Origin of the sequence: Marinisporobacter balticus, from assembly GCF_004345705.1 — a bacterium.
Classification (GTDB): Bacteria; Bacillota; Clostridia; order Peptostreptococcales; family Thermotaleaceae; genus Marinisporobacter; species Marinisporobacter balticus.
In genome coordinates this window covers 28,403-41,764 of sequence record NZ_SLWV01000001.1, presented here as the reverse complement: position 1 = coordinate 41,764, position 13,362 = coordinate 28,403, and the positions used below count along the sequence as shown (strand labels likewise).

At 30.2% G+C, this 13,362-nt stretch carries 16 protein-coding genes; 15 read left to right on the top strand and 1 reads right to left on the bottom strand.

Going from position 1 to position 13,362, the window contains the following annotated elements:
• The first annotated feature begins 18 nt into the window (after positions 1 to 18).
• The 14 genes from EV214_RS00210 to EV214_RS00140 all read left to right on the top strand — a co-directional run bounded on the left by EV214_RS00210 (position 19) and on the right by EV214_RS00140 (position 11,617).
• On the top strand, positions 19 to 1,359 hold the full coding sequence (locus EV214_RS00210; RefSeq protein WP_132241503.1) for a hypothetical protein: 1,341 nt from the start codon (positions 19 to 21) through the stop codon (positions 1,357 to 1,359).
• A gap of 92 nt (positions 1,360 to 1,451) precedes the next feature.
• A complete protein-coding gene (locus EV214_RS00205) occupies positions 1,452 to 1,649 on the top strand; it encodes an ATP-binding domain-containing protein (RefSeq protein WP_132241501.1) in 198 nt (65 codons plus the stop codon).
• A 101-nt stretch (positions 1,650 to 1,750) separates the two neighbouring features.
• Positions 1,751 to 2,320 (top strand): Holliday junction resolvase RecU, encoded by a 570-nt coding sequence (locus tag EV214_RS00200; RefSeq protein ID WP_132241499.1) that lies wholly within the window; start codon positions 1,751 to 1,753, stop codon positions 2,318 to 2,320.
• A gap of 295 nt (positions 2,321 to 2,615) precedes the next feature.
• Entirely contained in the window at positions 2,616 to 2,957 is a 342-nt protein-coding gene (locus tag EV214_RS00195) for a zinc ribbon domain-containing protein YjdM (RefSeq protein WP_132241497.1), read from the top strand.
• 189 nt (positions 2,958 to 3,146) lie between these two features.
• Complete coding sequence (locus EV214_RS00190; protein ID WP_132241495.1) at positions 3,147 to 4,031, top strand: ABC transporter ATP-binding protein; 885 nt, start codon at positions 3,147 to 3,149, stop codon at positions 4,029 to 4,031.
• A gap of 5 nt (positions 4,032 to 4,036) precedes the next feature.
• Positions 4,037 to 4,834, top strand: coding sequence for an ABC transporter permease subunit (locus EV214_RS00185; protein ID WP_132241493.1), 798 nt, complete (start codon positions 4,037 to 4,039; stop codon positions 4,832 to 4,834).
• A 37-nt stretch (positions 4,835 to 4,871) separates the two neighbouring features.
• Positions 4,872 to 5,669 (top strand): ABC transporter permease subunit, encoded by a 798-nt coding sequence (locus EV214_RS00180; RefSeq protein WP_132241491.1) that lies wholly within the window; start codon positions 4,872 to 4,874, stop codon positions 5,667 to 5,669.
• A 264-nt stretch (positions 5,670 to 5,933) separates the two neighbouring features.
• Positions 5,934 to 6,101 carry a hypothetical protein gene (locus tag EV214_RS19015; RefSeq protein ID WP_243116512.1) on the top strand — a complete coding sequence of 56 codons (168 nt, stop codon included), beginning with the start codon at positions 5,934 to 5,936 and terminating at the stop codon, positions 6,099 to 6,101.
• 111 nt (positions 6,102 to 6,212) lie between these two features.
• Positions 6,213 to 7,097: an SPL family radical SAM protein gene (locus tag EV214_RS00170; RefSeq protein WP_132241489.1), complete on the top strand. Its 885-nt coding sequence runs from the start codon at positions 6,213 to 6,215 to the stop codon at positions 7,095 to 7,097.
• 631 nt (positions 7,098 to 7,728) lie between these two features.
• Entirely contained in the window at positions 7,729 to 8,172 is a 444-nt protein-coding gene (locus tag EV214_RS00160) for a MarR family winged helix-turn-helix transcriptional regulator (RefSeq protein WP_165916146.1), read from the top strand.
• A 16-nt stretch (positions 8,173 to 8,188) separates the two neighbouring features.
• Positions 8,189 to 9,550, top strand: coding sequence for an MATE family efflux transporter (locus tag EV214_RS00155; RefSeq protein ID WP_132241483.1), 1,362 nt, complete (start codon positions 8,189 to 8,191; stop codon positions 9,548 to 9,550).
• Between the two features lie 248 nt (positions 9,551 to 9,798).
• Entirely contained in the window at positions 9,799 to 10,506 is a 708-nt protein-coding gene (locus tag EV214_RS00150; protein WP_207669590.1) for a pseudouridine synthase, read from the top strand.
• Between the two features lie 64 nt (positions 10,507 to 10,570).
• A complete protein-coding gene (locus tag EV214_RS00145) occupies positions 10,571 to 11,032 on the top strand; it encodes a GNAT family N-acetyltransferase (protein WP_132241479.1) in 462 nt (153 codons plus the stop codon).
• Positions 11,033 to 11,047: 15 nt separating this feature from the next.
• Complete coding sequence (locus EV214_RS00140; protein WP_132241477.1) at positions 11,048 to 11,617, top strand: class I SAM-dependent methyltransferase; 570 nt, start codon at positions 11,048 to 11,050, stop codon at positions 11,615 to 11,617.
• 16 nt (positions 11,618 to 11,633) lie between these two features.
• Here the strand turns inward: EV214_RS00140 and EV214_RS00135 are convergent, their stop codons facing one another.
• Positions 11,634 to 12,272: a hypothetical protein gene (locus EV214_RS00135; protein ID WP_132241475.1), complete on the bottom strand. Its 639-nt coding sequence runs from the start codon at positions 12,270 to 12,272 to the stop codon at positions 11,634 to 11,636.
• Between the two features lie 112 nt (positions 12,273 to 12,384).
• On the opposite strand from EV214_RS00135, the gene surE reads away from it, so the two are divergent.
• Positions 12,385 to 13,149 (top strand): 5'/3'-nucleotidase SurE, encoded by a 765-nt coding sequence (gene surE / locus EV214_RS00130; RefSeq protein WP_132241473.1) that lies wholly within the window; start codon positions 12,385 to 12,387, stop codon positions 13,147 to 13,149.
• Positions 13,150 to 13,362 lie beyond the last annotated feature (213 nt).

Here is a 13,362-nt window from a genome sequence, read left to right as displayed (position 1 = left end):
TATTGGAGGGCGAAATATGTGAAAGTTAAAAAAATAGTTGTTTTTATATTAATTATTATCTTATTAGTACCAATTACAGTTTTTGGTAATTCTTCTCCTGTATATTTAGAGAAGTATCCAAGTTTTAATATAGCACCTAGGGAGGATTGTCCTGTTAAAGTTGAAAGTGAAACATTAACATTTAAGATGGATGAAAATGCTTCATATGAAGCGATCGTTACTGCAAAATATACACTAACAAACACATCTAAAGAAAATATAAGTGTACCTATGGTGTTTCCGTATGTTTCAGACGGATATGATCGTTTAGGAGCGGAAATTATATTTAATGGTAAAGAGATTCCTTATGAGATATATAGTGCTGGACATGTAGATAGTAGAGATTATCTAAAAGAGCCTGATGATTTTAGAAAACAAGTTGATATAAATAGAATTATAGAAAACTTAAATAAACCAGTATATGAAGCGAAAAACTTCAATCCTACTTCTGATGCTACCATATATAAAATTATATTAGATACCCCAACAGAAAGACAATGTAACGTTGGTTTTCATATTAACCTCAATAAAACAAAAGTTTTAACAATGAATTTTTCAGGATTTGACATTGATGAAAATGGTAACTGTAATGTTTTTGAATATGTCCAGAACAATGATGTGGGAAAAGCTGCGTATATTTTGGTATTAGGAGAAGATACACTAACCAACATTCATTGTAATTACAGCGATAAAATAGAAAAATCCATTATAAATACAGAAAAATTTATTAGGGAGAATATAATTGAGCGTGAAGATAGCTGGTATAATAAGACACACAGAAACAAGAATGATTTTTATTTTCATTTTATAAGAGAGATTGATCGTTGTTTTCAGAACAATCAATATGCTTTTAGTAGTGATATGATTATAGAAGATATGATGTCTAAAAATAATATATCAACCCTTTTATATGAAATTGTATTTGAAGCAAATAGCACGAACATATTAACGGTAACCTATCCTATGAAAGCAACAATTGACAGAGAAAAAACGAATGACTATATTAATACATTTGCATATATATTAAATCCTGCAAAGAATTTTTCTGAAGTTGGAAAGATAGATATTCAAATAAATCTAAATGAGAAATATCCATATGTCATTGAAAGCAGTATCCCTCTTAATAAAATAAAAAAAGGAGTTTATGCAGTATCACTGGATGGCCTACCAGATGAAGATTTAGTTTTTTCATCGTATATGAAAGAGAAGATAACCTTTATAGATCGTACAACACCCAAAATTTTATCATTAGGATATGTAAGCGTGCTTGTGGCATTTGTATTTGTAGTTTTATATTTAGTAATGAAGAAAATAAAATGATATTATATGAACATATATCACATGTTTGGAATTACTGGTTTGTTAAAATAAATGCATTTTAGTAGGGGAGTGAACAATTTTATGAACATGTAATGATGAATTGTTGCGTGATGGTTATTCCAGTCTATATGGCAAAGGGGTTAGAATTTGACGCTGTACTGGTTTATAATGCATCTAATGAAAATTATTTAAATGAACGAGATAAAAAACTATTATATATTGCTTGTACGAGAGCGCTACATCGGTTAGTGCTCTATTATACTGGCAATATCAGTCCTTTCATATCGTAATAGTTTATTGGTAGGATGAAAAATGATACGTAAAGAAACTGTTTTTATGATATTCTTAATAGAAGAAAGATTTAAATTTAAAAACTAAAGGAGTTCGTATCATGACAACATGGAGAAGTAGAGGGCATCGTGGAGATGCATCCGAAAATGAGATTGATTTAACAAATGATTTGTATAGAAGAAAAAAATTAGCCTATATAAAAAAGAATCCAGTTCCTATAAAAGTAATTGAGATTGATGGGAAAGGTATGATTAGTAAGGCGTATTTTGAACAGAAAGCCCATGTGGATTATAGCGGAATCGCACAAAGAATTTCTATTGCATTTGATGTAAAAGAGACCGAATTAAAAAGTTTACCACTGAGCAATATACATGCGCACCAAATAGAGGATCTTAAGGAACATGAAGAACATGGTGGCGTTAGTTTTATATTAGCACATTTTAAAATGTACAATGAGTACTATATAATTCCTTTAGAAATGCTTGAATACTATTATAAAAAGAGTTTACAGGGTGGTCGTAAATCTATACCTTATTCTGATATGGATAACAAATTTCAAATAGAGCGTGAAAGGAATGGGATTATAAATTATTTGCCTACGATTAATACATATCTTAATTCAAAACGAGCATTGAAAGAATATTATGCTGTGCAAAAAGATATTAAATGATATTACATGAAATAAAACAAGCATTGATCTACATAAATGTTTAGAAAAGAAAAAATGAAATCATAAGACATGATAAGCCTTGCATGTATTTAGGAAATGAACTTTAAGGATATCTTCGAGGAAGGTTTGTCAATATGAGAAAACTATGATAGTATATAAACCTATAAGAAACTTTCTACATGTTTTTTTGTGAATTTTAAGTTCGTAATTGCCATTCTTACGAAGTTGTAAAAAGAGAATTGAAAATAATTTTTATATATTAGAATGAATAATACCGAATGGAGGAAATGAAATTATGGTTGATTTGCCAAATTGCCCAAAATGTAATTCAGAATACACTTACGAAGATGGAAGTCTTTTGATTTGCCCAGAATGTGGCCATGAGTGGACTTTAAAATTAGAAACCCAAAATAGTGAAGATAAAAAGATTATCAAAGATGCAAATGGAAATGTCTTAAATGATGGCGATTCTGTAACAGTAATCAAAGATCTTAAAGTAAAAGGAAGTGCATCAGTTATAAAAATAGGTACAAAAGTAAAAAATATACGTTTGGTTGATGGCGATCATGATATTGATTGCAAAATTGATGGTTTTGGAGCTATGAAATTAAAATCTGAATTTGTTAAAAAGGTATAAATCCAGTTCGGCATTAAGCCGAGCTTTTTTTATTTACTATAACTTTTCTAAATAGAAAGATTTTTGATACATCCCCTGTGACTTGAATAATAAAAACTTCTTTGTAAATAATAGGATTAATAATGTTTAGCTTGTTACCAATATTTAAAATAAAACTAGGAAATGATATTTTGAAGGGATGTTTTAAAAATGAATGTTATTGAAACCAACAATTTAACGAAAAGTTATGGAAAATCAAGAGGGATTGTCGATATAAGCTTTAGTGTTAAGGAGGGAGAGATTTTTGGGTTTATTGGGCCAAATGGTTCTGGTAAATCAACTACGATTAGGATACTGCTATCTCTAATATATCCAACGAGTGGCAGTGCTAATATCTTTGGTAAGGATGTTGTAGCATATGGATCTGAAATAAAAAAAGAAATTGGTTATTTGCCATCGGAAGTTTTTTATTATGCCAATATGAAGGTGATTGAGCTTTTAAAGTATTCAGCTAGTTTTTATAAAAAAGATTGTAGCAAAAGAATCAATTATTTAGCAGAGATAATGCATCTTGACCTAAATAAGAAAATCGATGATTTGTCTTTTGGAAACAAGAAGAAGGTTGGCATCGTTCAGGGCCTACTTCATGAACCTAAATTAATTATTCTGGATGAACCGACTAGTGGACTAGATCCTCTTATGCAACAGAAATTTTTCGATTTATTAAAAGAAGAAAATAAAAAAGGTGCAACTATTTTATTCTCATCCCATATTTTAAGTGAAGTCCAAAAATTGTGTGATCGTGTGGCGATTATCAAAGAGGGTAAAATAATAAAATTAGAGAATATTAGTGCGTTAAAAGAAAATAATTATAAAAGATTCAGAATTGAAACTTTATCAAAGATAGATAAAAATCACTTTAATATTATGGGTGTAAATAAACTAGAAATAAAAGAAAATAGGGTTAAATTCATATTTAAAGGGAATATCAATATAATTATAAAAAAGATTTCATTCATTGAGATCTCTAATATTTGGATAGATGAGCCTGACCTTGAAGAAATATTTATGCATCATTATTCAAAGGAGGCATAGATAAAATGAATATATTCCTACATGAATTAAATGCCTATAGAAAATCAATTATCTTATGGACAATATCCTTGGCTGTGATAGTGATTATATCTTTCTCTCTATTTCCTTCATTTTCAAGGGATATTGACCAGATAAAAAATTTGTTTGAAGCTTTTCCTAAGGCTATAAGAATTGGCATGGGGATTTCTTTGGATCGGTTTGCGAATATATTGGGATATTATTCCTTTCCTTTCTCGTTTGTAGTTTTGTTTGGGGCAATTCAGGCTATGAATTTGGGACTTTCTATTGTATCAAAGGAAGTACGAGAAAAGACAGTAGATTTTCTTTTAACAAAACCTATTAAGAGGACACAAATTTTAACCGCTAAGATACTAGCAGGTATTATATCCTTAGTAATTACAAATGTCATTTATATAGCAGTTACAAGCATAATTGCTTCTGTTGTAAAACGTGATGATTATAGCTTTAAAATATTCTTTATGATTTCTATAACCTTGTTATTTGTACAACTGATATTTATGTCGGTTGGAGTTATTATTTCAGTGATATTACCTAGAATTAAATCCGTTCTACCTATTTCTCTTGCTACTGTATTTATTTTTTATTTTATAAGCTTTTTAAGTTCAATCACTGCTGATGATAGGATTCGATACATAACGCCTTTTAAATATTTTGATGCTGTATATATTATAGAAAATTCTGCTTATGAGATGCCTTTTATCATTATATCCTTAGTAATTCCTGTTGGTGCCATTAGTGCAAGCTATGTTATTTATGATAAAAAGGATATGCATGCTGTTTAATTGATTCGATTCAAAATGAATTGGAGGTTTTTAATCAATGAATATATTTACAAGAGAAATGAAGGCCAATAGAAAACCACTGATCCTATGGGGTATAAGCATAGTAGCAATGATTAGCGGTGGGATGGGTAAATTTGCAGCATATACTAATTCAGGGGAGTCGATTAATGATATGTTGGATATACTCCCTAAATCCTTATTAAACGTATATGGAATAAGTAGTTTTGATTTATCAACTGCCATTGGATTTTATGGTGTTCTTTTCTTATATCTTATATTAATAGCTACAGTTTATGCTGTCATGTTAGGAGCAAATATTATAGCAAAGGAAGAAAAAGATAAAACTACAGAGTTTTTATTTGTAAAACCTGTTTCAAGAAGTAAAGTGATAACTTCAAAACTATTCGCTGTTCTTTTAAACATTATTATTTTAAATATCGTTACATTCATTGCGTCATTCGTTATCGTTAATCATTTTAATGTGGGTAATGCAATATTGACAGATATGATCATGTTGATAATGGGGATGTTTATTACGCAGCTTATATTTATGTGCATAGGTGCATTGGTAGCTTCTGTTAGTAAAAATCCTAAGGCTGCTACTTCTACTGCCATTGGAATACTACTTATTACTTTTATGATATCTATGTTAATCAACATGAACGATAAGCTTGAAAATCTAAAATACATTACTCCTTTCAAGTATTTTGGAGCTGAATCCATAATCTCAGGAAAGGGTATGGATCTTGTTTTTATAACACTATCCATGGTGATTATTGCGATATCATTGGCCGGAACTTATAGGTTTTATAATAAAAGAGATTTAAGGGTATAGGATATTATTGGGTTTGGATTTAATCATAATGTTTTCAAATTTATAGTATTGTAGACATACAATAAAATACCCGTCATTTGTATAATTTAAATTTCTGGGTATTTAATCCAATATCAAGTTCTATAAAATTAGAGTAACTATTTATATTTTGAAATATGACATACTGTTGTCATATTTCTTTGTGTACAATAAACAAAAAGGCATGGGAGATATATTATAAAATATGAAATTGTAAATTCAAATGAAAAGATGGTAGTAGGAATCATGAAGCAAACTACGAATATAGGCAAGCAATCTGTTGAGGATATTGAGAAAGTATGGCAACTGCTTATTGTTACGGGAATTTATGAAAATATTCAGGCGAAAGTAAACCATAAAGCAATAGGATTATATACAGCTTATCAAGGGGATTTTACGAAACTTTTCAAATAGACTTAGATACGGCATATACTTGTGATTTTGAAGAATATCAAAATAACACATAATATACGCGCAATCAAGAGATGTATATATACATCTCTTTAAAAGAATAGGGAGATAATTATGGAGTATATATCAGCAAAAACAATACTATCTGCTTATAATAGCAGTGGAGAGTGGTTTGGATGCAATTACAATATGAATATCTATAAAGGATGTTCTCATGGGTGTATTTATTGTGATAGTAGGAGCGAATGTTATCATATAGAAAATTTTGATAAAGTTAGAGGAAAGAAAAATGCAATCGAGATTTTAAACAGAGAGCTTAGATCAAAACGTAAAAAGGGGATAGTTGGAACGGGTGCAATGTCAGATCCGTACAATCCTTTTGAAGAGAAGTATAAGCTTACTAGAGAGGCATTAGGACTTTTAGATAGATATAACTTTGGGGTAGCGATAGCCACAAAGAGCCATTTGATCACAAGAGACATAGATTTACTTAAAAGAATAAAAAGACATTCTCCCGTTCTTGTGAAAATAACCGTAACGAGTGCGGATGATGGCTTATGTAAAATACTTGAGCCAAATGTAGCTGTAACATCTAAGAGATTTGAAGGCATAAATAAGCTTTCTGCTAATGGTATTTTTACAGGAATACTGCTCATGCCTGTATTACCATTTATTGAAGATAGCAATGAAAATGTATTAGAAATTGTAAGATTAGCAAAGGAAAACGGCGCAAAATTTATCTATCCTGCTTTTGGTGTAACCCTTAGACAAAATCAAAGACTTTATTTCTTTAAGAAGTTAGATGAATATTTTAAAGACGCAAGTCAAAAATACATAAAAGAATATGGATTTTCTTATGAATGCCGTTCAAAGCGTGCAGCTCAGTTATGGCAACTTTTTAAAGAAGCATGTAACAAAGCAAATTTATTATACAAAATGGAAGATATCATTACCATTTATAAAAATGAATATGAGGAAAAACAAATTAGTTTTTTTTAGATAAGCCCTGTATGTAAAAAACTTTTAATAGAACGAAACAGCTTTTTCTCAAATAGTTATATGAATGATAATATATGCCCAGCATGTGGATATGATATAAAAATATTGTTATAAACAATTAAGGAAGGTCTTAGTACTGCCCTGCTTAAATTTTTAACATACTTTATGTTGTCCATGAATTAGATACTAGTTTTGTATCTTTTTAATCCTGCCAATTTCTTCTTTATTGCCAAAGTGTGATTCAGTTCCAGATACTAATAACCCTGAAAATATTGATGGAAATAAGGCAATGAAAATGATTCGTTATGCTATTGATCATGGTGTAAACTATGTAGATACGGCTTATCCATATCATAGAACTGGATTTGGTAAGGCTAGATAAAGTATATCTCTTTTAGAGAAAACATTAAAAGATAGATACTGTGAACGTGTGAAAACTATTGCCCACAAGGGATTGCTATTAGAAAAGAGTTGAAAAAGATAGTAAGATTATTTGAAGATTAAAAGTTAAATGAATATTATTAGAGATATGTTTTTCGTAGATTGACGAATGCATGTAAACTATGTTAGAATACATAAAGTAAGAAATCTAATCATTTCAAAACCCATTATATTTGGGAGGCGATCAAAATTGGAAGATAAATGGGAAAGAATAGGTAAATTCTTTTTTAAAACTATGTCTGATATGCGTAATTATTTATTCATAGATTTTTTTAAAAAAGAGTGTGCTACCTATGGGATCAATAAAAACCAATATAAAACTATACTAATGCTAAAGCATCATGGTTCCAAAAGTATGACAGCGCTTTGCAGTATGCTGCAGTTAGAAAAGGGAAGTTTTACAACAATCATAGATTATCTTACAGAAAAAGGATATGTCATAAGAACGAAGGATGAGAAAGACCGAAGAAAATATCTAATCAAGTTAACAGAAGTAGGAGACCGATTTGCAGAAGTACAAAAGAACAAACTTGATCAACATTTAAGCAATAAACTTGATAATTTGTCAAGAGATGATATGAAAAGATTTGTAGATGCGATTAAAATTTTAGAGGAAATATCAAAAAAATTATAGATTTGGAGGCCGATTTATGGATGAAAAAAAAAGAGATATGATGAGCAATGAGCCAATAAATAAACTGCTTATAAAGTTTTCTCTTCCAGCCATCATTGGGATGTTGGTGAATGCTTTTTATAATATTGCAGATGGTATTTTTATAGGGCATGGAGTAGGGCCTTTAGCATTAGGAGGTACAACGATTGCCATGCCTATTATGATGGTTATGATGGCAATAGCCTTTACTGTAGGGACAGGCGCTGCATCTGCAATTTCAAGAAGAATGGGTGAAAAAAATATAGAAGGTGCAGAAAAAATACTAGGAGAAGCTATTTCGCTAAATTTCATGATCAATGCAATAGTTACCGTTATTGTATTTTTATTTATGGATCAATTATTGATTTTATGTGGTGCGACAGATGCAATGATGCCTTATGCGAAAGAGTATATGCGTATTATTGCGTATGGTATACTTTTAAATAGCTTTGCTATGTCTACGAATAATTATGTAAGAGCTGAAGGAAATGCAAAAGTTGCAATGATTAGTATGATTGTAGGCGCAGGAATAAATATCGTATTAGATGCTATTTTTATATTTGGGTTTGATATGGGTGTAAAAGGAGCTGCACTTGCAACGGTTATATCACAGATATGTAGTGCGATTTGGCTTTTATATTATTATATAAAAGGAGAAAGTATTCTTAAAATTAGAATTTTAAATTTTCATCTTACGAAAAAAAATGTAAAAGAAATTATCGTAATTGGGATGGCTGCGTTTTTTAGACAAATAGCAGGAAGTATATTGATGGTTATTGTAAATAAGAGTATGGTGAAATATGGAAGTGACTACCATCTTGTAGTTTTTGGGATTATTAATAGATTTTTTATGTTTATGTTTATGCCTTTGTTTGGGCTCGCACAAGGATTTCAACCTATTGCAGGATTTAATTATGGGGCTAAAAAATTCGATCGCGTGCAAAAATGCTTTCAATATGCTGCCATTTATGCTAGTATTCAAAGTTCTTTTGCCTTTTTAGTTATGCTCCTGTTTCCTAAAGTGATCATAAGTATATTTACAAAAGATCCCAAAACGATAGCATTAGGTGTTGAGGGACTCAGTATGATGATATGGGGGCTGCCCTTTATAGGATTTCAAATAATAGGTTCCACACTATTTCAAGCTATAGGAAAAGGGTTAGAATCACTGATTCTTACTATGTCAAGACAAATGATCATTTTAATTCCTTTAGTTTTAATACTTCCTTTGTTTATTGGAATTGATGGAATATTTTATTCATACCCTATATCAGATATTATAGCAACAGTAATTACTAGTATAGTACTTGTTAAAGAAAAAAAAATTTTCGATGTAAAAAAAATTCAACAGGAATATTAAAATTGCCAAGGAATCTATGGGGTTGTCTTACACAATAATAAGTGAGACAACCCCTTTTTATAGTGGTATTGCATGCACCTTCTTAATAGAAATTTTTATGTCTTCTTAACACGATTTTTGTGTTTTTAAATGTTCGCTAATTGTATTTGATTCAATATCTTTGTATAATGCTTTATATAAGTATATATTTAAAGAGAAATCTGTATAAAATATATAATAGTGTTAACAAAAGAAAAGGAGTTGTTGGCTTGAGGTTACAAAAATATATTGCATACTCTGGCATTGCATCCAGAAGAAAAGCAGAAGAACTGATAAAATTAGGTAGAGTAAAAGTGAATGGGGAAATTATAAAAGATATGGGCGTAGCGGTAAATCCAGATACTGATATTGTTTCTCTAGACAATCGTTTGATTCAATTAGAAAATAAGAAGGTTTATATTATTCTAAATAAACCAGAAGGGTATGTAACTACATTGTTAGATGAATTTGATAGACCTACTGTTGTTGATTTGATAAAAAATATTTCTGAAAGAATTTATCCTGTAGGTAGATTAGATTATGATACTTCAGGTTTATTGATTATGACAAATGATGGAGAACTCACATATCGACTTACACATCCAAAGCATGAAGTCAAAAAAACATATATTGCGAAAATTAAAGGGGTACTTAACAATAAAGAACTGAATATGTTTAAACGAGGTATTGATATAGGAGGATACACTACTGCGCCTGCACAGATTCAAATATTAAAAGATAACAGAGGATCAAGCAATGTACAGGTCATTATTCATGAAGGAAAAAATAGACAGATACGAAAAATGTTTGATGCCATCCATCATCCTGTTATTCGATTGAAAAGAATAGCTGTTGGTGAAATCAGTATGGATAATTTATTAAAGGGAAAATGGAGATTTTTAACAGATTCGGAGATTAAATACTTAAAATCATGTTAAAATACGTGTGTGCCATAAAGTGGTAAATTTAATTGGATGATGATCTAGAAAAGGGGATAGAGTAATGTTAGAAATTAAAGGTGCCAGTCAAGATGAAATGAATGTTATTAAAGAATTTTTAACAAAGAATGCGTTAAATATAGATTGTATAGAAAATTATATAGGCAATTGTATGGTTGCCTATGATAAGGATATACTTGTTGGTGTTGCAGGATATATTCGTGAGAAGGACATGGCTATAATAAAATTTGCAGTCGTTTCAAAAAATAGGAGAAAAGAATATTTAGGGGATGGTATTGTAAAAGCACTTTTGAATCTCGCGGATCGAAATGGGATAAGAAGGGTATTTGTAAATGGAGACGAAGAAACTTTGTTTTTTAGGAAAATAGGTTTTAAAGAGGTTTCGCTACAAGAAGCAAGAACATATTGTAAAGATATAGATATGCCCCAGTGGTTTATAAAAAACAAGACATTACAGGTCGTGCTACCAGATTATTTTTTAAAAGCATGTAAATCTAATAAATAGGGTTGAGGTGTTTAAATGGAAGTAAAATATTTAACAAGGCCAACAGAAATAGCCCAGTCTATTATGCGGGGGATTTTGAAAAAAGGAGATGTGGCTGTTGATGCTACGATGGGAAATGGCCAGGATACACTTTTTTTAGCAAAAATGGTTAAAAGTGAAGGGAAAATCTTTGCTTTTGATATACAAGATCTTGCCGTTGCGAATACAAAAAAATTACTTGAAAAAAATCATATTTATGATGATGTACATATCATACAAGATAGTCATGAAAATATAGATAGGTATGTTTCAGATGAAATAGCTGGTGTTATGTTTAATCTAGGCTATTTACCAAAAGGAGATCATCAGATTATTACAAAGGCTGAAACTACACTTGTTGCACTTAAGAAAAGTTTAAAGTTATTAAAAAGAAATGGGATCATTACCATGGTTATTTATTATGGTCATTTAGGTGGTGAAACTGAAAAAGAAAAAATTATAGAATATGTAGAAAAGCTTGATCCAAATTTATTTCATGTATTGAAAATAGATTACATAAACCAAACGCAAGAACCACCCATAATAATTGGAATCGTAAAAAAGTAAAGGGGATGCACTTTTATTAGCAGTCTATATGCAGATAGATGATATTGGGTTTATTACTATGATATTTGATAACTTTTACATCACTATTATTTTCAATTTTGTTCCAACACTTTAGACATCTGTATTTTGAATGTTTTAAGTACGTTGTTTCGACGTGTAAATCGAGGTTGCCATATTTCTTCCAACTTTTCCAACCTGTTTTGCAAAGAGAAAATCGATTAGCATAATCCGCATAGATCCATCGAAGTAAGCGATGAAAATGGAAGGGATATTTTGTATAGTTTAAAAAATCGCGCGGTAGTCCTAAAGAAATAGCATATTCTTCAAAAGTCTTTTCGACTTTAGATTGAAGGGGCTCTTCTATTGCAGTGCTCAAGAAATTATATTGATTTTCTTTCAAATATATTCTTAATGCATCAAACATATAGCCTCTACATATTTCAATTTTTTCGTTTTTAGATACATTTAATTTTTTAAGAAGAGAATCGGCTATATGCACTACTTGGTCTAAATAAAGCTTTTTTCCAAATGTATCACAATGATAAAATTCTAAAGGAATGATATCATAAACATATTCTTTTGTTTCTTTGCGCATGGCACCAATACAAGTACCCCCCACTAAACTACCGCTTCCTGAGTCGTCAATTTGAATCAAGTTTATCACTCCCAATAAATAAATCTTGTCATATTATAATAGTAGTATTTGTTTTATAATAAATTACTATGAAAAGAATTTTTAATAGATATAAATGGAGGAGGATATCATTATGAATATATTAATAACGAATGACGATGGTATTTATGCGCAAGGAATTTATAAATTAGCTTGTGCATTAGATAACATTGCGAATATTTATGTTGTAGCACCGGATAGACAAAGAAGTGCTACAGGTCATGCGATAACAATGCATGAACCACTTAGAGCAGAAAAAATCAAATTTTTTGATAAAGATTTTCAGGCATGGGCAATTAGTGGAACCCCAACAGATTGTGTGAAACTTGCTATAGAAGCATTAATCCCTGAAAAAATAAATATTGTTTTTTCAGGGATTAATAAGGGCCCCAATTTGGGAACCGATGTATTATATTCAGGCACTGTTTCTGCTGCTATAGAAGGTGCTATTTTAGGATATCCTGCAGTAGCTGTATCTCTTGCCGATTTTAAAGATGTAGATTATAATTATGCTGCTGAATTTTGCATGTCGTTAGCAAAAAAAATTCTTGACAACCCACTGCCTGAGGATACGTTGTTAAATGTAAATATCCCGAATTGCAAAAAAGAAACATTAAAGGGTGTAAATATTACTACATTAGGTGTTCGGAAATATAAAAATTCGTTTATTGAGAGAATTGATCCAAGAGGACAAAGCTATTATTGGTTAGGTGGAGAAATCATGGATGAAAAAAACCATGAAGGAACAGACATTCATAGTATCAAAAATGACGCTATATCCATTACACCAATACATTTTGATTTGACAAAATTCGATTTAATTGAACAAGTAAAGAAATGGAATATTGAAATAAATTAGAGATATTCCAAAAAAATCTAGTTTAAAGTAAAACGACCAGGATTAATCCTGGTCGTAAAAGACAGCGCTGTGAGGTTTTAAATTTTTTCATTAATATCTTCCATAGCCACAGAAATTACAGAATATAACTACTAATAGCAAGAAAAAGAATAATAATTCGTCACGGCTATTAAATAATCCACATCCAGGCATATATTTACCTCCTTTCCAATA